Source organism: Actinosynnema sp. NPDC059797 (assembly GCF_042732085.1).
GTDB lineage: Bacteria > Actinomycetota > Actinomycetes > Mycobacteriales > Pseudonocardiaceae > Actinosynnema.
In genome coordinates, this window is the sequence record NZ_JBHWIE010000165.1 from 1 (window position 1) to 16,295 (window position 16,295).

The 16,295-nt window shown below is 73.4% G+C and carries 15 protein-coding genes and 2 pseudogenes; 6 read left to right on the forward strand and 11 right to left on the reverse strand.

The features are described 5' to 3' along the window. The 3 genes from ACFV4N_RS27885 to ACFV4N_RS27895 form a co-directional block, all read right to left on the reverse strand. The coding region (locus tag ACFV4N_RS27885) for an ABC transporter ATP-binding protein (RefSeq protein WP_499675570.1) at positions 1 to 707 on the reverse strand (707 nt) is incomplete at its 3' end. Then, positions 704 to 952 carry a helix-turn-helix domain-containing protein gene (locus tag ACFV4N_RS27890; RefSeq protein ID WP_499675571.1) on the reverse strand — a complete coding sequence of 83 codons (249 nt, stop codon included), beginning with the start codon at positions 950 to 952 and terminating at the stop codon, positions 704 to 706. The genes ACFV4N_RS27885 and ACFV4N_RS27890, both read right to left, overlap by 4 nt. Further along, a complete protein-coding gene (locus ACFV4N_RS27895; RefSeq protein ID WP_499675572.1) occupies positions 952 to 1,431 on the reverse strand; it encodes a DUF2975 domain-containing protein in 480 nt (159 codons plus the stop codon). The genes ACFV4N_RS27890 and ACFV4N_RS27895 overlap by 1 nt, the downstream gene beginning before the upstream one ends. A 130-nt stretch (positions 1,432 to 1,561) precedes the next feature. Here ACFV4N_RS27895 and ACFV4N_RS27900 point away from each other — a divergent pair, with 130 nt between their 5' ends. Then, positions 1,562 to 2,149, forward strand: coding sequence for an LURP-one-related family protein (locus tag ACFV4N_RS27900; RefSeq protein WP_499675573.1), 588 nt, complete (start codon positions 1,562 to 1,564; stop codon positions 2,147 to 2,149). Between the two features lie 53 nt (positions 2,150 to 2,202). Here the strand turns inward: ACFV4N_RS27900 and ACFV4N_RS27905 are convergent, their stop codons facing one another. From ACFV4N_RS27905 to ACFV4N_RS27920, 4 genes and pseudogenes are all read right to left on the reverse strand, one after another. Beyond that, positions 2,203 to 3,528: a M14 family zinc carboxypeptidase gene (locus ACFV4N_RS27905; RefSeq protein ID WP_499675574.1), complete on the reverse strand. Its 1,326-nt coding sequence runs from the start codon at positions 3,526 to 3,528 to the stop codon at positions 2,203 to 2,205. A gap of 68 nt (positions 3,529 to 3,596) precedes the next feature. After that, positions 3,597 to 4,811, reverse strand: a complete 1,215-nt coding sequence (locus ACFV4N_RS27910) for a DUF4082 domain-containing protein (protein ID WP_499675575.1) — start codon at positions 4,809 to 4,811, stop codon at positions 3,597 to 3,599. 137 nt (positions 4,812 to 4,948) lie between these two features. Beyond that, positions 4,949 to 5,971, reverse strand: a pseudogene (locus tag ACFV4N_RS27915) (N,N-dimethylformamidase beta subunit family domain-containing protein); the annotation flags it as partial. A gap of 198 nt (positions 5,972 to 6,169) precedes the next feature. Next, on the reverse strand, positions 6,170 to 7,204 hold the full coding sequence (locus tag ACFV4N_RS27920; RefSeq protein ID WP_499675576.1) for an aldo/keto reductase: 1,035 nt from the start codon (positions 7,202 to 7,204) through the stop codon (positions 6,170 to 6,172). A 68-nt stretch (positions 7,205 to 7,272) separates the two neighbouring features. On the opposite strand from ACFV4N_RS27920, the gene ACFV4N_RS27925 reads away from it, so the two are divergent. The 5 genes from ACFV4N_RS27925 to ACFV4N_RS27945 all read left to right on the forward strand — a co-directional run bounded on the left by ACFV4N_RS27925 (position 7,273) and on the right by ACFV4N_RS27945 (position 13,243). Beyond that, a complete protein-coding gene (locus tag ACFV4N_RS27925; protein WP_499675577.1) occupies positions 7,273 to 7,866 on the forward strand; it encodes a TetR/AcrR family transcriptional regulator in 594 nt (197 codons plus the stop codon). Between the two features lie 184 nt (positions 7,867 to 8,050). Further along, positions 8,051 to 9,715, forward strand: a complete 1,665-nt coding sequence (locus ACFV4N_RS27930; protein ID WP_499675578.1) for a peroxidase family protein — start codon at positions 8,051 to 8,053, stop codon at positions 9,713 to 9,715. Positions 9,716 to 9,846: 131 nt separating this feature from the next. Beyond that, positions 9,847 to 11,838 (forward strand): NAD-dependent DNA ligase LigA, encoded by a 1,992-nt coding sequence (ligA, locus tag ACFV4N_RS27935; RefSeq protein ID WP_499675579.1) that lies wholly within the window; start codon positions 9,847 to 9,849, stop codon positions 11,836 to 11,838. Positions 11,839 to 11,848: 10 nt separating this feature from the next. Continuing rightward, a complete protein-coding gene (locus tag ACFV4N_RS27940) occupies positions 11,849 to 12,325 on the forward strand; it encodes a DUF3995 domain-containing protein (RefSeq protein ID WP_499675580.1) in 477 nt (158 codons plus the stop codon). A 105-nt stretch (positions 12,326 to 12,430) separates the two neighbouring features. Next, positions 12,431 to 13,243 carry an NmrA family NAD(P)-binding protein gene (locus ACFV4N_RS27945; protein WP_499675581.1) on the forward strand — a complete coding sequence of 271 codons (813 nt, stop codon included), beginning with the start codon at positions 12,431 to 12,433 and terminating at the stop codon, positions 13,241 to 13,243. 27 nt (positions 13,244 to 13,270) lie between these two features. Here the strand turns inward: ACFV4N_RS27945 and ACFV4N_RS27950 are convergent, their stop codons facing one another. From ACFV4N_RS27950 to ACFV4N_RS27965, 4 genes and pseudogenes are all read right to left on the reverse strand, one after another. Continuing rightward, entirely contained in the window at positions 13,271 to 14,362 is a 1,092-nt protein-coding gene (locus tag ACFV4N_RS27950) for a winged helix DNA-binding domain-containing protein (RefSeq protein WP_499675582.1), read from the reverse strand. Between the two features lie 37 nt (positions 14,363 to 14,399). Beyond that, positions 14,400 to 15,005, reverse strand: coding sequence for a DinB family protein (locus ACFV4N_RS27955; protein ID WP_499675583.1), 606 nt, complete (start codon positions 15,003 to 15,005; stop codon positions 14,400 to 14,402). A gap of 83 nt (positions 15,006 to 15,088) precedes the next feature. Then, positions 15,089 to 16,021: a sugar kinase gene (locus ACFV4N_RS27960; protein ID WP_499675584.1), complete on the reverse strand. Its 933-nt coding sequence runs from the start codon at positions 16,019 to 16,021 to the stop codon at positions 15,089 to 15,091. Then, positions 16,018 to 16,295, reverse strand: a pseudogene (locus ACFV4N_RS27965) (L-idonate 5-dehydrogenase); the annotation flags it as partial. The gene ACFV4N_RS27960 and the pseudogene ACFV4N_RS27965, both read right to left, overlap by 4 nt.

Here is a 16,295-nt window from a genome sequence, read left to right on the forward strand (position 1 = left end):
CGGGCGAGGAGCGGCTCCGGTTCCGCGCTGCGGACCCTCACCTGGACGCGCCCCAGCCCGTTGAGGAGCTGCTCGGTGGTCGCGTCGGCGATCAGTCGGCCGCGGCCGATGACCACGAGGCGGTCGGCGATCTGCTCCATCTCGCCGAGCAGGTGGCTGGAGACCAGCACGGTGCGGCCCTCGTCGGCGAGCTGCCGCAGCAGCCCGCGGATCCACCGGACGCCGTCGAGGTCCAGCCCGTTGACCGGCTCGTCGAACAGCAGCACGCCGGGGTCGCCGATCAGCGCCGCCGCGATCCCGAGGCGCTGGCGCATGCCGAGCGAGTAGCCCTTGATCCGGCGGCGGGCGGCGCGGCCGAGCCCGACGCGCTCGACGACCTCGTCCACCCGGCGCGCCGGGAGGCCGTTGGTGCGGGCGGCCACGCGCAGGTGGGCGTGCCCGGTGCGGCCGGGGTGCGCCGCGCCGGGGTCCAGCAGCGCGCCGACCTCCCGGAGCGGTTCGGCGAACGTCGCGCAGCGGCGGCCGTTGACCAGCACCTCGCCCGAGGTGGGCCGGTCGAGGCCGAGCGCGACCCGCATCGTGGTGGACTTCCCGGCCCCGTTCGGCCCGAGGAAGCCGGTGATCTTGCCCGGCTCGACGTCGAAGCTCAGGTCGTCGACGGCGAGGACGTCGCCGTAGCGCTTGGTCAGCCCGCGAACGGCGATCACCGGTGGCCCTCGGCGGCGGTGTCGGCGGCGGTCTCGTCCTCGTCGTCCACCCACTCCAGCAGGTCGCCCGGCTGGCAGTCGAGCACCCGGCACATGGCCTCCAGGGTGCTGAAGCGGACGGCCTTGGCGCGGCCGTTCTTGAGCACCGCCACGTTCGCCGGCGTGAGCCCCACGCGCTCGGCGAACTCGCCCACGCTCATCTTGCGCTTGGCCAACTCGACGTCGATGCGCACGATGATGGGCATCAGATCACCGACTCCATGTCGGTGCGCAGCGTGGTGGCCTGCCGCAGCAGCGCCCGCATCACGACCATGAGCAGCCCCAGCACGGCGACGCCCACCGACAGCAGGAACAGCAGCAGCGGCAGCCCGGGGTCGGTGGCGTTGAAACCGACGTAGAGCAGCACGCCCACCAGGGTCACCCACCCGGCGGCGATGGCCCACACGATGGCGTCCACCCACTTCAGCGCGCCCTCGCTGAAGATGCGGTCGTGCTTGACCAGGGTGAGCAGCTTCCAGGTGGCCACGACCACCACCTGGACGCACAGCACCCAGAAGACCGACACGGCGGTGGCCGGCCACCTGAGGTAGGCGAACTCGGGCGACTCCTCGGCCATGTGCGCGAACTGGCCGGGCAGCGACATCACCTGGAGCACGACCAGGAGCCCGAACAGCACGACGAGGAAGATTCTCAACGGGCCGACAGCCCGATGCTCTGCGAACATGCATCGAGTATCGACCGCTACCTATCGAATGTCAATCGATAGCTATCGGCTCGCAACATCTGTACCCCAAGGGCGGACAGCGACGCGGCCAGGTGGGAGACTGCAGCCCACCGAGGTCCAGGGGGAATCGATGCTCACGCAGGCGATGAACGTGCTGCACATGCACCAGAAGGTCACCCTGATGGTGAACCGCTACGAGGTCTTCGCCGACGACGGCGGCGAGCCGGGGCAGCTCGTGGCGTTCGTCGAGCAGAAGCGGCTGGCCTTCAAGGAGCAGGTGACCATCTACACCGACTCGGGCAAGGGACAGGTGCTCGCCGGCTTCCGCGCGCGCAAGGTCATCGACCTCGGCAGCGGCTACGACGTGGTCGACGGCGACGGCCGGCCCATCGGCGCGTTCCGCAAGGACTTCGGCAGGTCCCTGACCAACTCCACCTGGCACCTCGACCAGGCGGGCGCGCCGGTGGCCACGGGCAGCGAGCGCAACGCGGGCCTGGCGATCCTGCGCCGCGTGTGGGGGATGCTCCCGTTCGTCAATAACGTCCCGTTCCCGTTCCGCTACCACTTCGACTTCGCCCGCGACGGCCGGCCGGTGTTCAGCGTGGACAAGAAGACCTGGGTCCGCGACCACTACCTGATTCGGATCGACGACCCGGCGGTGGACCGGCGCGTGGTGATCGCCCAGGCCGTCGCGGTGGACGCCCTCCAGTCCCGGTAGGCGGACGGGCCCCCGGGGGGACGATCCCCCGGGGGCCCGCGGGCGTGCGCCGGTCAGCCCTCCAGGACGTCGCGGCGCGGGTCGGCGGCACGGCGCTCGGCGTCCTCGCCGGCGGTGCCGATGTTCGGGCCCCGCGGTGGGATCCGGTCGTAGTCGGCCGGGTCGAGCCGGTCCACCTGGCCGCTGGCGATGCTCGACAGCATCCCGTCCAGTCCGATGTAGACGCTGCGGGTGAGCATGGCGCGGTGCTGCTGGCCCAGCGTCTGGGTCTGGCCGCGGACCTCGAACAGCACGGCGCCGCTGCCGTTGAGCGCGAACGAGCCGAGCCCGGTGCCGGGCAGGTTGGTGTCCTGCGGGTAGAGCGTGACGTTGCCGAACGCCGGGCGGTTCGCCGCCGCGGCCTGGAGGGCGTGGTGCACCGCGACGTTGAGCCGCTTCGAGTAGTCCAGGTCGTACCGGTCGGCGTACTCCTCGAAGCCCGGCGTGGTCGCCGGGTCGTCGACGAACCTGCCGGAGATGGACAGCGTGACGAACTCGTCCGGCTCGTCGGGCATCACGTAGCAGGCGCCCTGGTGGTGCAGGTCCACGTAGGTGTCCACCTCGCCGAACTCGGCGGTGAGCCCGCGGTAGACGTCCCGGACGATCCGGGTCTCCGGCGAGAGGTACCACCCGGTCTGCGCGGACGTGCCCGGGAAGTCCTGCGGGCGCGGCACGTAGTCCAGGTCCGGGTGGTAGTCGCGGTTGATGTCGAACCCGGGCCGCGCCGCGTAGTCGTCGCCCTGGAGCGACCGGGTGTAGTAGTTCCAGGCGGGTTGGCTGCCGCGCAGCTGCGGGAAGCGCGCGGTCACCTCCTGCCAGGTCATGTCGTTGCCGCGGCGGTCCAGCTCGGCGCCGTCGGGGTTCATCTTGGGGATGGCGACGATGGTCAGCTCGCTGCGCCAGCGCTTGGCCTTCGCGCTCTCGCTGGTGCCGACCCAGTCGAGCAGCTGGAGCAGCGCGTCCGTGCCGGTCTTCTCGTTGCCGTGGATCTCGCTGGTCAGCAGCACGGCCTTGCGACCGGTGCCGACCCTGGCCGACCAGATCGCCCGCCCCCGGTTGCTGTGGCCGAGCTGCTCCACCTCGACCCGGCCGTTGCTGACGCGCTCGATGCGGTCCAGCTCGACGCCGAGTTCGCGGTGGTCGGTGAACTGGTTGACGGGCAGGTCGCGGGGCGTCTCGCTGCACGTGGTGGCGAGCATGACCTGGTCGTCCTGCGCGGCGTGGGCGGGCAGGGCGACCACGGCGGGGCCGAGCAGGGTCAGGGTGCTGAACGCGATCAGGGCGGCGGATCGTTGGCGTACGGCCACGAACGGCTCCTCACGGTGTGTGACAGGGACCATGCGCCTCGCATACTAATTAGTTGTGTTAACGAATGGAATGGGCAGCTCGTCCGGTTCGCCCGGCCGGGTCACGGCACGGGCGACCACAGCACGTCGACCCAGTAGTTGCTGTCCTCGTAGCTCCGGTCGGGGAAGCCGGCGCCCAGGCGGTACATGCCGTTGGGCCCGTCCACCCCCGACCGCAGGCCCGTCAGCGGCTCCAGGTACCGGGACTCGCGGCTGAAGTACTCGGCGTTCATCGCGTAGCGGCCGGCCGGCGAGTAGTACGAGACCACGTAGGTGGTGTTCGCGGCGACCGCCACCGGCGAGGCGAAGGTCAGCGCCTGCCAGCCGCTCGCGGTCTCGTTGGTGAACGTGCCGGTGGCCAGCCGCTGACCGGAGGCCGACCACAGCGAGCCGGTGTGCGTGCCGGAGTTGCCCGCGCCCTTGTAGAACCGGACGCCGTGCACCTTGCCCGCGGTCGGGGCGCGCCACTTCACGCCCAGCTCCAGCGGGGTGCCGTCCGCGTTGTCGGGGTTGGCCGGCACGTCGGCCGCCGTCCACAGGCCGCACGGGCACGAGCGCGGCGCCACCACGACCGGGGCGGCCACCGGGGCGGACAGGTTCAGCGAGTCGTCCACCGCGCGCACCAGCAGTTGCGCCGGCCCGGAGGCCGTGGGCGCGTAGGTGTGGCTCCACGTGCCCTGGCCCGCCTGCCAGGTCGCCGGGTGCCAGCGGGCGCCGCCGTCCGTGGACACCTCGACACCGGCCACCTGCCCGGCCGCGTCGGACACGGTGCCCGAGAAGGTGTACTGCGCGCCGACCGCGCTCTGGACGGGCGTGGCGGTGTGCGCGACCACGGGCGGCTGCGCGTCGGCGGTGCCGGTCGCCTGGACCAGGGTGGGCTGGAGCGTCGTCGCCGCGACGCCCATGTCGGCCAGGAAGTTGACCGTGGCCTGCTGCATCCGGGGGTTCGAGGTCGAGGTGGTGGTGCGGTAGGCGTGCTCGTCGTCCAGGCCCCACGACCACTGGACGGTGCCCGCGCCGAACACCAGCGAGCCGCTGGGGTGCCGGTAGTAGGTGATCGCGTGCGTCTCGGTGCCGGGGCCGTACAGGTCGCCCCAGTTCTTCAGCACGTAGGGGCCGTTGAGCTGGACCGTGGTCCGCGACATCCGCGCCACGCCCGCCGGCTGGTGCCCGTTGTCCGGGACCGTGTTCCACTCGTAGCCGAGGGTGCCGGGCCGGAAGGTGTAGGTGGTGCCGGCGGCCATGTTCTGGAGGTCGGTGTGCCGCCACAACCGCATCCTGCCGTAGGCGGCGGGCACCTGGAGGGAGTCCTCGCGGCGGCCGTTGACGGTGAAGATGTTGCCCAGCAACGCGTTCTCGGGCCGGCCGCCGTCCTGGGCGGGCTGCGGCGCGGGTCGCGCCACGTGCCCGTCCAGTCCGGCAGGCCGTCGTCCTGGTTCCCCTTGGTCTCCTTGAAGCAGGCCAGCGTGCGCCAGTCGGCGCCGGAGCCGTCGATGGAGGGTTCCCAGCGGGTCTTCCAGAAGATCTCGTTGCCGGTCAGGAACGCCAGGTGCACGCCCGCCGCGCGGGCCGCCTCGACGTTCGCGCGCTGCTCGTCGGACCAGTACTCGTCGTGGCCGACGGCCATGAACACCCTGTGGTTCCTGATCAGGTGACCGCGCCGCGCCGAGTCCACGTCGGTGGTGTAGCTGACGTCGTAGCCGTTGCGCTCCAGGAACCGCAGCATCGGGTACTCGGCGTTGAAGACGAAGTTCTCCTCGCCGTCGCCGCCGGTGTAGGGCCGGTTGTAGCTCACCTTGTACGCCTGGCCGCCCTGCCCGGGGCCGTCGCCGAAGTACAGGCTGTTGCCCCCGTAGCGGTTGTAGGCCACCCACGTGGAGTCGGAGGTCTGGAACAGGATCTTCGAGGTGCTGCTGTCGTCGCGGACGACGAACACGATCTCGTTCTCCGCGCCGGTGTCGTTGCGCCGCAACCGCGCGTAGTAGATCCCGGACACGGCGTCCACCGGCACGTCCCAGCTCAGCGAGACGTTCCAGTTGCCGCAGTCGATGAGCGCGCTGCCGTCGGTGCCGCGCAGGCAGGCCGGCTGGTGCTGCGCGGAATTCCGCGACACCGAGCCGACCAGCCGCGCGCCCTTGCCCCCGTAATAGCCCATGCGGTGGATGTCCACGCGGTAGGAGGAGGCGCTGGTGAGCACCTTGAAATCGACCCGGCCACCCGGCGTCGCGCTGATGTCGGTCGAATAGCCCACGATCGATTCGTCCCGGTGGGCGACCTGCCAGTCGTCCACCCCAGGTTTCGTGTTCTCGCACGCCACCCGGCTCACCACCGGGACGTCGCACGGCGCCGCCGCGGCGAACCGCGGCGCGGCGCCCTCGACCACCACCACCAGCCCCGCCGTCGACAACAGCACGACGAGCAGGCGCAACAACTTCATCGTCGCCAAGACAGGCCACCCCTCCGACGCCACCGGCGGTTCGCGATTCGTGCGCTGTGCCTTCAGCGGTAATTCGCCACCACGGGAGTCGAATTCGGGACATCGGCTGTTACACACCCAGAGTGGCTGCACCCATTCGCCGCACCGCGATCGGACCCCATTGTTGTGCCGAACAGCTCATCAACCCTTTTTCTGCGGTCAGACCAGGCTGGGATTGACCCGCGCGAACCCTTCCTGGCGTTGGTAGGGGAAGTACGGATAAGGAGCGGTCCGGGCGCTCACCGCGTCGAGCGCGGCGAGTTGCTCCGGGCCGAGCCGCCAGCCGACGGCGCCGAGGTTGTCGCGCAGCTGCGCCCGGTCGCGCGCGCCGATGATCACCGAGGCGACGGTCGGCCGGGTGAGCAGCCAGTTGAGGGCGACCTGCGGCACGGTCCGGCCGGTCTCCGCCGCGATCTCCACGAGGACGTCGACCACGTCGTACAGCAGCTCCTGGTCCACGGGCGGGCCGTAGTCGGCGGTGTCGTGCAGCCGGCTCCGCTCGGGCAGCGGTCGGCCGCGGCGCACCTTGCCGGTGAGCCGCCCCCAGCCGAGCGGGCTCCACACGAGGGCGCCCACGCCCTGGTCGTGCCCGAGCGGCATCAGCTCCCACTCGTAGTCGCGGCCGACGAGGGAGTAGTAGACCTGGTGGGCGACGTAGCGCGGGTGGTGGTGCCGCTCGGCGGCGGCCAGCGACTTCATCAGCTGCCAGCCGGCGAAGTTGGACACGCCCAGGTAGCGGACCTTGCCCGCCCGGACGAGGCCGTGCAGCGCGTCCAGGACCTCCTCGACGGGCGTGCCCGCGTCGAACGCGTGCAGCTGGAACAGGTCGATGTGGTCGGTGCCCAGGCGACGCAGCGCGTCCTCGCACGCCTTGACCAGCCGGGACCGCGACGAGCCCGCGTCGTTGGGCCCGTCGCCGACGGGCAGGCCGGCCTTCGTGGACAGGATCACCCGGTCCCGGCGCCCCTTGATCGCCGCGCCGAGCACCTCCTCGGACGCGCCGTCGGAGTACACGTCGGCGGTGTCGAACATGGTCACCCCCGCGTCGAGGCAGAGGTCCACCAGCTCGCGCGCCCGCGCCACGTCGGTGTCGCCCCACGCGCCGAACAGCGGGCCGCGCCCGCCGAAGGTGCCCGCGCCGAGACTGAGCACGGGCACCTGGAGCCCGGAGGCCCCCAGCCGTCGGTGTTCCATGACGCCTCCCCCTTTAAAGGTACTGTGGTGCCGTTAAGGTAGCACACTAAAGGAACTGGAGTCCCGTTATGGCTCAGGCACGGCCGGGTGGGCGGTCCGCCCGGGTACGGGAGCAGGTGCTCCGGGCCACCGGGGACGTCCTGGCCGAGCAGGGCTTCGCCCACCTCGACCTGGCCGACGTCGCCCGCCGCGCGGACGTCGGCAAGACGACGGTGTACCGGCGCTGGGGCACCCCGACCGCGCTCGTGGCCGACCTGCTGCTCGACATGGCCGAGTCGTCCTCGCCGCGCACCGAGACCGGCGACCTGCTGGAGGACCTGAAGGCCAACGCCCGGCTCGTCCACCGGACGCTCACCGACCCCCGGCAGGGCTCGCTGTTCAAGTCGGTCATCGCCGCCGCCACCGGCGACCCCCTGGCGGCCACCGCCCTGCACGGCTTCTACGCCACCCGCGTGGCCGAGTGGGCGCCGTGCGTGGAGCAGGCCGTCGCCCGGGGCGAGGCGCCATCCGGGACGGACGCCCACGCGGTGGTCCGGGCCGTCTCCGCCCCGCTCTACTACCACCTGCTCACCACGGGCGAGCTGGACGAGGCGGTGGCCGACCAGGCCGCCGAAGCCGCCGCGGTCGCCGCCCGCGCCGGCGTGTACGTGCGCTCTCGGTAATCGCTCAATGACGATTCCCGGGAAATGCCGCGTGACGTGGACTGGGGAAAGGGCAGGAATCCCCCGTATTCCTGCGCGCGGCGGTCGAGTGCTGGTACACGTGGAGGCAAGGGCGTACGCAGGGGGCGTGACCGCCCTGCTCCCGCATTGCGCGGGAGCACTTCTCACGGACTCGGGGGGGTCTATGGAACAGCACGGCCGGAACAGCTTCTTCGTCGTCGGCGAAGGGGTGATCGAATTCGACCGCGACGGCAACGCGCTCACGCGCCGACCGGCCGCGGTCGAGGAACTGCGCCGCTTCCGGTTCTCGCGGATGGGGCCGGAGGGCGCGCAGCTCGACGAGGGGACCAGGGTCGCGCTGGCCCACGCGATGACCGCGGCGGGCGCGCAGCCGGAGTCCTCGGACCCGCCGGTCCCGGCGGGTTTCACCTACCTCGGCCAGTTCGTCGACCACGACCTGACCATGGACCGGACCGGGGCGCGGCTCGGCGAGGACGTGACCCTCGACGAGCTGGTGCAGGGCCGCTCGCCCGCACTGGACCTCGACTCGGTCTACGGCCGCGGTCCGGACGACCACGCCGACCGGGTGTTCTACGCCGCCGACCGGGTCAAGCTGAAGGTCGGCACGACCTCGCCCGCGAGCGACCCGTCCGGCGACGGGCAGGTCACCCTGCCGGCGATGGAGGGCTTCGACCTGCCGCGGTTCGGGCAGTCCGGCCTGACCGAGGAGGAGCGCAGGCGCCCGCTGATCCCGGACCCGCGCAACGACGAGAACCTCGCCGTGGCGCAGACGCACCTGGCGTTCATCAGGTTCCACAACCAGGTCGTCGACGAGCTGGCGCTGCGCGGCCTGACCGGGCGGCGGCTGTTCGAGGCGGCGCGCGGCCAGGTGGTGCGGCACTACCAGTGGGTGCTGCGCCACGACTTCCTGCCGCGCGTCGTGGACCCGGCGATCGTGGACGACGTGTTCGCCAACGGCAGGCGGTTCTTCGAGGCGCCCCGCCGGGGCCGGCCGGTGGGGCCGCACCCGACGATGCCGCTGGAGTTCGCGGTGGCCGCGTACCGCCTGGGCCACAGCATGATCCGCTCGTCCTACGAGTGGAACCGGTTGTTCAACACCGGTACCGGCATCCCCGGGACGCTGTTCCTCCTGTTCGCGTTCAGCGGCACCTCCGGCAACTTCGACGGCGGGTCGTCGCTGGCCGACCTGGACGACCCGCACCACGAGAGCGTCGACGCGCTGCCCACCAGCTGGATCGCCGACTTCCGCAGGCTGTACGACTTCACCGAGGTCGACCGGCCGGACCTGGCACCGCCCGCCGGCGGCGGCAACGCGGCCATGCGGGTCGACTCCCTGCTGGTGGACCCGCTGGACCAACTGCCGGCGGGCACCTTCAGCGGTCGCGGCACGGTGGTCGAGGACGTCCAGCGCAACCTCGCCTTCCGCAACCTGACCCGGGCGGGCATGGTCCGGCTGGCGACCGGGCAGCAGATGGCGGAGTTCCTGGGGGTCGAGCCGCTGACCGAGGAGCAGGTCCTGGTCGGCCACGGCGGCGCGTCCCTGGACTCGCTGACCGAGGAGCAGAGGGCCGCGGTCGCCGCCGCGACCCCGCTGTGGTTCTACGTCCTGCGGGAGGCGGAGTTCCACGGCGGCCGGCTGGGACCGGTCGGCGGCCGGATCGTCGCGGAGGTGTTCCACCGGGCGATGGAGGGCAGCCGGACGTCGATCGTGCGCGAGCCGTCGTGGCGGCCCGCGTTCGGCCCGGACCGGCGGACGTTCCGCATGACGGACCTCCTGCTCTTCGCCTTCGAGGGCAAGGCGGACCTGCTCAACCCGTTGGGCGACTGACGGTCCGGGGGTGCGCGGCGCGGGTGTCGCGCACCCCCGGCACGCCGGTCCGGTGGCGCGACGCACCGGAACGGGTGCGGTCCGCCGGCTGTGCGGGGTTCCTGTCGGTGGTTGCCGGTAGCGTGCGCGCCGTGGACGTTGAGGAACGGATCCGGGAACTGGCCGACCAGGTCGTGTCGCTGCGCGACGCGTACTACCGGGGTTCGCCGCTGGTGGCCGACGCGGAGTACGACGCGATCGAGGACGAGCTGCGGGGGCTGATCGAGGCCAACCCGGGGTTGGCGCCGGACCCGAACCCGCTGGAGCAGGTGGGCGCCCCCGCGGTGCTGCACGCGCCGGTCCGGCACTCGCGCCCGATGCTGTCGCTGGAGAAGGCGACCAGGCCCGAGCAGGTGGAGGCGTTCTTCGGCCGCTTCCCGGGCCAGCCGGTGGTGGTGATGCCGAAGCTGGACGGGCTGTCGCTGTCGCTGGTCTACGAGGGCGGGAGGCTGGCGCGGGCGGTCACCCGCGGCGACGGCACCACGGGCGACGACGTGACGCCGCTGGTGCGGGCGCTGGCCGACGGGGTGCCCGACCGGGTCGACGCGCCGGGCCGGGTGGAGGTGCGCGGCGAGGCGGTGATGCTGCGGTCCACGTTCGCCGCCTACAACACCGCGCACCCGGACAAGCCGCTGATCAACCCGCGCAACGCGGCCGCGGGCACGCTGCGGGCCAAGGACCCGGCCACGGTCGCCGGGCGGCGGCTGCGGTTCTTCGCCTTCGACCTGGACACCTCCGAGGGCGGCGCGGCGGCCGACCTGGAGCAGGGCCTGCGCGCGCTCGGGTTCGACGTGGCCGACATGCGGCACTGCGACACCCCGGCACAGGCGCAGGAGGTGATCTCCGGGATCGAGGCGCGGCGCAACGACCTGGACTACGACCTCGACGGCGCGGTGCTGCGGCTGGCCAACCGGGACGCCTACGCCGCGGCCGGCACGCGGTCGAACTCGCCGCGCGGCGCGCTGGCCTACAAGTTCGCCGCCGAGGAGAAGACGACCGTGCTGTCCGATGTGGTCTGGGACGTCGGCAAGACCGGCAAGATCGCCCCGGTCGCGCACCTGGAGCCGGTGTTCGTCGGCGGCACGACGGTCACCCGCGCGACGCTGGCCAACCAGGAGGTGATCCGGGCGCGCGGCATCCGCATCGGCGACACGGTCCTGGTGCGCCGGGCCGGCGACGTGATCCCGTTCGTGGCGGGCGTGCTGGACGAGTCCAGGCGCACCGGCGAGGAGCGGGAGATCGTGCCGCCAGCGGCGTGCCCGTCGTGCGGGCACGGGTTGACCGAGCAGGGCAACAGCCGCGAGCTGTTCTGCACCAACGTGGCCTGCCCGGCGCAGACCGTGCGCAGGCTCGTCCACTGGGCCTCGCGCGCGGCGGCCGACATCGAGGCCGTCGGTCCGGTGTGGATCGAGCGGCTGGCCGAAGCCGGGCTGCTGGAGCACCCGTCGGACTTCTACGCGCTCACCAAGGAACAGCTCCTGGAGTTCGAGCGGATCGGCGAGACCTCCGCGACCCGCATGATCGACTCGATCGCCGCGAGCCGCGCGGTCGGCCTGCGCCGGGCGCTGATCGGGTTCGCGATCCCGATGGCGTCGGAGGGCACGGCGGCCCGGCTGTGCCGCGCCGGGTTCGGGTCGCTGGAGGAGGTCGCCGACGCCGGCGAGGAACGCCTCGTGGCCGTGGAGGACATCGGCCCGAAGGTGGCGGCCTCGCTGATCGAGCACCTGACCCGGCTGCGGCCCGAGCTGGAGCGGCTGCGGGAGCGCGGCGTCTCCCTGGACGTGCGCGAGGAGGACCTGCCGCCCGTCGTCGCCTCCGACGCGCCGCTGGCCGGCAAGACCGTGGTGATCACCGGCTCGATCAGCGACCCGCGCTCCGGCGAGAAGGTGCCCCGCCCGACCTTCCAGCGGCTGTGCCAGAAGGCGGGCGCGACCACCGCGTCCTCGGTCTCGACCAACACCGACTACCTGATCACCGGGGCCGACGTGGGCGCGAACAAGACCGCCAAGGCCGAGAAGCTCGGCGTCGAGGTGGTCGACCAGGGCGAGATCTGGAAGCGGCTGATCGAGGCCGGGATCGCTTAGCGCCGTGCACGTGTCCGAGCAAGCGATCCGGGGCGCCCGCTGCGCCAGGTTGGCGGCCGGGTGGTCGGTGGTCTTCGCCGCCGCGCACTTCTTCTGGGCACTGGGCGGCAGCACGCTGCTGGACGTGTCCGCCGGTCCCGAGCTGGCCGCTGAACGACCCGCCTGGTTCGTCGCGGGAGGTCTCTGGGGTGTGGGCGTGCTGTGCCTGGTCGGCGCGGCGGTGGGGTGGGCGCTCTCCCGGCCGCGCCGCCCCGGTCCGCTCGGCAAGGCGGTCCGGCTGGCCGGTGTCGCGGCGGGCGCCGTCCTGCTGGTCCGCGGCCTCGTGGTCGAGGCGCTGCTGCTGACCGGCTCCGGCGGTTTGGAGGACACCGTGGGTCCGGACCAGAGGTGGTGGACCCTCCTGCTGTGGAACCCGTGGTTCATCGCGGGCGGCATCGCGTTCACGGTGGCGGGCGCCGCCTACCGGCGCCCTTCCGCGCCCACCTGACCCGCCGGTCGAACGGGTCCGCGCCCACCATGATCGGCGTCACATCCGGTGGACCTCCAGTTCGCTCCAGCTCCTAGCGTCGTCGGCGACGAGAGGAGATCCACCATGACGGTCCTGGTAACGGGCGCCACCGGGAACACCGGCCGCCACGTGGTGACCGGGCTGTTGCGACGCGGGCAGCGGGTCCGGGCCCTGAGCCGCGACCCCGACGCGGCCCGGCGGAAGCTGCCCACCGAAGTGGAAGTGGTGCCGGGCACGCACACCGAGCCCGCCGCGCTGACCGACGCCCTCACCGGGGTCACCGGGCTGCACATCACCGCGACGACGGGCCTGGCCGAGGTGGGCGCCGAGTTGGTCCAGCGCGCGCTGGACGCCGGCGTGCGGCGGATGACGGTCCTGTGGGGCGGGTACGTCGGTCCGACCGAGCGGGCGGTGGCGGACTCCGGGGTCGAGTGGACGCGCCTGGAGGCGCAGGAGTTCATGTCCAACACCCTGACGTGGGCCGGCTCGATCCGCGCCGAAGGCGTCGTGCGCGAGCCCCACGACTCGCCCAGCGCGCTGGTGCACGAGGCCGACATCGCCGCCGTCGCCGTGGCCGCGCTCCTGGACGACGGCCACGCGGGCCGCGCCTACAACCTGACCGGTCCGCAGCCCCTGACCCCGCGCGAACGGATCGCGGTCCTCTCCCGGGCCCTGGGCCGCGACATCGCGTTCGAGCGGATCACGCACGAGCAGGCCGTCGACCGGCTGACGGCCACCGGGGTCCCCCGCCCGGACGCCGAGTACGTCATCGGCTGGCACGCCTCCCCGCCCCCGGAGGCCGTCGCGGTGGACGGCACGGTCGAGGAGGTGCTCGGCCGCCCCGCCCGCACCTTCGCGCAGTGGGTCGCCGAGCACGCCGACCGCTTCCGGGCCTGACCGCGCGCACCCGGCGCCCGGCGCCGGTCAGGGCGCGACCCGGACTCCGTCGTCGTCGTTGTCGGACAGGAACATCGCCAGTGCCCGGCTCTCCTCCGCGACGGCGTCGCGGTCGTCCCGCGACAGGGCGCGCAGCGGCGTGACGACCACGTCGCCCGCCTCGACGGTCCAGGTCGCGGCGACCCGCCCGTCGACCAGGACGACGCGGGCGCCGGCGACCGACAGGCCGCGGTCCGCGTCGTCGATGATCCGGCGGCGGTCGTGGTAGCCGAGGATCGCGTTGTCGAACGCGGGCAGGAACCGCACCGGCGCGGGCGTGTCCGGGTCGGGGCGCGGCGCGTCGGGCAGGTCCAGCAGTTCCCGACCGCGCTCGTCGCGGAAGGAGACCAGCTCCTCCCGCACCGCGGCCACCGCCGCCGGCAGCCCGGTCAGGCCGCTCCAGGCGCGCAGGTCGGCCGTCGCGGCGGGGCCGAACGCGGCCAGGTAGCGCCGCACCAGCGCGCGGCCGACCGGGTCGGAGCCGTCGGGGGCCGGCGGGTCGACCTCGCGCCCCAGCCACGAGGAGAGCGGCACGGTGCGGACGCCCGCCTTGGTGCGCCACAGCCCGCGCGGCGGCAGTTGCGCCATCGGGATGAGGGCGGCGACCAGCATCTCCCCCAGCGCCCGCGGTCCCGGCGCGGGCCGGGGCCCGGCGACCGCCCGCACGAGTTCGGCCGCGGTGCGGGGTTCGCCGTCCGCCGTCACCGCCCGGCCCGCCGCGGCCAGCTCGTCGAGGTCCACCCCGGCCAACTCGGCGCGGTAGGTGCCGAGCACCCGTTGGCGCAGCATGGTGTCGTGGCGCGCCCGCCACGCCAGCACGTCCTCGGCGGTGAGGAGGTGGACGGTGCGGCGCATGAGGTGGGTCCGCACCACGCGCCGCCCGGTCAGCAGGTCGTCGAGGGCGGCCGGGTCGAACGCGCGCAGCCGTGACCAGAGCCCGGTGAACGGCTCCTGCGGTTCCTGCGCCTGGAGGCCGCACAGGTGCGCGACGGCGTCGAGGACCGGCAGGTCGGCGCGGTCGAGCAGCAGTTGCCGGGCGAGCGTCGCGCGGTTGAGCGCCCGGGTGCACAGCACCGTCACCGGGTCGCCCCTCCCCGGTCCCGGTCCGCCACCGCGCTCAGCTCGACCTCCGCGCGTCGAGCGCCTCGCGCAGGACGTCCGCGTGCCCGGCGTGGTGCGAGGTCTCGGTGATGACGTGCATCAGCACCCGGCGCACGCTGCGCACCTGCCCCGGCTCGGCCCAGGGGGCGTCCGGCATGGGGTGCGTCACCGACAGGTCGGGCAGGGCGGCGACGATTTCCTCGGTGCGGGTGGCGACCTGCTCGTAGCGGGCGAGGATCCCGGCCAGCGTCTCGCCGGGTCGGACCCGGAACTCCTCCTCGCGGTCGATCATCCACTGCGGGAACTCGCGCGCGGTCCCGGCCGTGATGTCGTCCCAGGTGACGCCGTCGGGCAGGTCGAAGTTCATCGCCGACGTGCCCTCGACCGCGAAGCGCAGCCACGCCTCCTCCACGGCCGTGACGTGCTTGACCAGCCCGCCCAGGCACAGCGCGCTGACCGTCGGGGACTCGCCGGCCTGCTCGTCGCTGAGCCCTTCGGTGGTCTTGACCAGGGCGGATCGCGCGGCCGCGAGCGCGGAGAGCAGCTCGGCGCGCTCGGCGTCCAGGGTCGCGGGGTACGTGGTCGTCACGGTGTTCGGGTCCTTCCGGTCGTCGTCCGGCACGGGACCAGCGTGACAGGGGATGCGGTCAACCACTGTCCTCTATTCCAGGCGGCACGGCCACCGCGACGACCCGGGCAGCGGCCTCACCGGACCACCTCCGCCACGGGCGCGGCGAGGTCGGCCCTGGTGGGCAGGCCCTCCCAGTCCCCTGGCACGCCGACCACGAAGCCGCCCACGGTGTTGCCCATCCGCAGGCACCGCTCGACACCCGCCCCGGCGACCAGCTCGGACAGGTAGCCGCCGACGAAGGCGTCACCCGCGCCGACCGCGTCCACCACCCGCGCGGGCCGGGTGGGCGCGTGCAGGGTGCGGCCGGCGTGGCGGGCCAGGGCGCCCCGCTCCCCCAGCTTGACCACGGCGGTGGCGGGGCCGAGCGCGGCCAGGCCCACCGCCAGGTCCTCGTCGGAACCGCCTCGGCCGAGGACCAGGCGCGCCTCCTCGGTCCCGGCGAAGACCAGGTCCGCGCGGGCGGCGAGGGACGCGAGCACGGGGGCCGCCTCCTCGTCGGACCACAGGGTGCTGCGGTGGTTGACGTCGAACGACACCAGGGTGTCGGCGCGGCGGGCCACCGCGACGGCGTGCTCCACGGCGGCGCGGGGACCGGGGCCCAGGGCGGGGGTGATGCCGGTGACGTGGAGGACGTCGGCGGCGGCGACGGCGGCCTCGTCCACGTCGGCGGGCGTCATCCGGGACGCCGCGCTGCCGCGCCGGTAGTAGCGCACCCGGGCCGGGCCGCCGGCGCGCTGCTCCTTGACCATCATGCCGGTGGGCGCGTCCGGGTCGGGCGAGGTCGGCGCGGTGACGCCCTCGGCGCGGATCTCGCGGGTGACCAGGGCGCCGAGGGCGTCGTCGCCGAGGCGGCCGAGCCACGTGGCGGGCACGCCGAGGCGCGCCAGGGCGATGGCGACGTTGGACTCCGCGCCCCCGATGCCCAGCACGGCCCGCGCCGCCACCCGGCCGGAGGCGGGCACGGTCAGCAGCGCCATGGTCTCGCCCAGGGTGACCACGCCGTTCACGCCGCACCGCCCAGCCTGATCAGCACCTTGCCGCCGCCGGGGCCGGCCGCGCGTTCGAGGGCGGCCACGCCGTCGGCCAGGTCGAACTCGCCGCTGACGAGCGGCGCCAGGTCGAGGCCCGCGCCCAGCGCGCGGACGGCGTCGGTGATCTCGTCGACGAACCGGTAGGAGCCGACCCAGGTGATCTCGCGGGTGACGAGGTCGCCCAGCACGGCCGGCGCCGCGCCACCGGGCAGGTTGCCCACCTGGACCAGCGTGCCGCCGCGGGCGGTGG

Coding starts and splice junctions, on each gene's coding strand:
- ACFV4N_RS27890 (WP_499675571.1), bottom strand. CDS start 952: ATGCCCATCATCGTGCGCATCGACGTCGAGTTGGCCAAGCGCAAGATG.
- ACFV4N_RS27895 (WP_499675572.1), bottom strand. CDS start 1,431: ATGTTCGCAGAGCATCGGGCTGTCGGCCCGTTGAGAATCTTCCTCGTC.
- ACFV4N_RS27900 (WP_499675573.1), top strand. CDS start 1,562: ATGCTCACGCAGGCGATGAACGTGCTGCACATGCACCAGAAGGTCACC.
- ACFV4N_RS27905 (WP_499675574.1), bottom strand. CDS start 3,528: ATGGTCCCTGTCACACACCGTGAGGAGCCGTTCGTGGCCGTACGCCAA.
- ACFV4N_RS27910 (WP_499675575.1), bottom strand. CDS start 4,811: ATGCGGTTGTGGCGGCACACCGACCTCCAGAACATGGCCGCCGGCACC.
- ACFV4N_RS27920 (WP_499675576.1), bottom strand. CDS start 7,204: ATGGAACACCGACGGCTGGGGGCCTCCGGGCTCCAGGTGCCCGTGCTC.
- ACFV4N_RS27925 (WP_499675577.1), top strand. CDS start 7,273: ATGGCTCAGGCACGGCCGGGTGGGCGGTCCGCCCGGGTACGGGAGCAG.
- ACFV4N_RS27930 (WP_499675578.1), top strand. CDS start 8,051: ATGGAACAGCACGGCCGGAACAGCTTCTTCGTCGTCGGCGAAGGGGTG.
- ACFV4N_RS27945 (WP_499675581.1), top strand. CDS start 12,431: ATGACGGTCCTGGTAACGGGCGCCACCGGGAACACCGGCCGCCACGTG.